This window comes from Halomonas sp. SIMBA_159 (assembly GCF_046536035.1).
GTDB classification, from domain to species: domain Bacteria; phylum Pseudomonadota; class Gammaproteobacteria; order Pseudomonadales; family Halomonadaceae; genus Vreelandella; species Vreelandella venusta_A.
Genome location: NZ_JAWJBT010000662.1, coordinates 1 through 269, shown reverse-complemented (window position 1 = coordinate 269; position 269 = coordinate 1). Strand labels below are relative to the sequence as shown.

At 51.7% G+C, this 269-nt stretch carries 1 protein-coding gene; it reads right to left on the bottom strand.

Annotated features, from left to right (window positions below; all coding sequences use genetic code 11):
• On the bottom strand, positions 1 to 269 hold a 269-nt coding region (locus tag R0J87_RS20865; protein ID WP_498888648.1), incomplete at both ends, for a hypothetical protein.

The window sequence follows — 269 nt, the reverse complement described above, 5'->3', positions numbered from 1 at the left end:
ATACGCCGCTTTTTGCTGAGTGCCCGGATTCGGACGACCCGGCAGTGTGGCTGTCGCCTGAACATACGGCATGTAGGCCGTTTGGCGAACAAAAGGCACATTGACACTGTCATTCATTGGAATACCGTCTTCCTGATAGACATAGACTTGTGTATTGCCCTGATAGGCCGCCCAGCCTTTGATCAAGGTACTGTTCCATTCGTGTTCCGCGTCAATCAGGACTGAATAATGGCTGCCATCTTCTGAGACACCCACTTTCGGAAACGCAG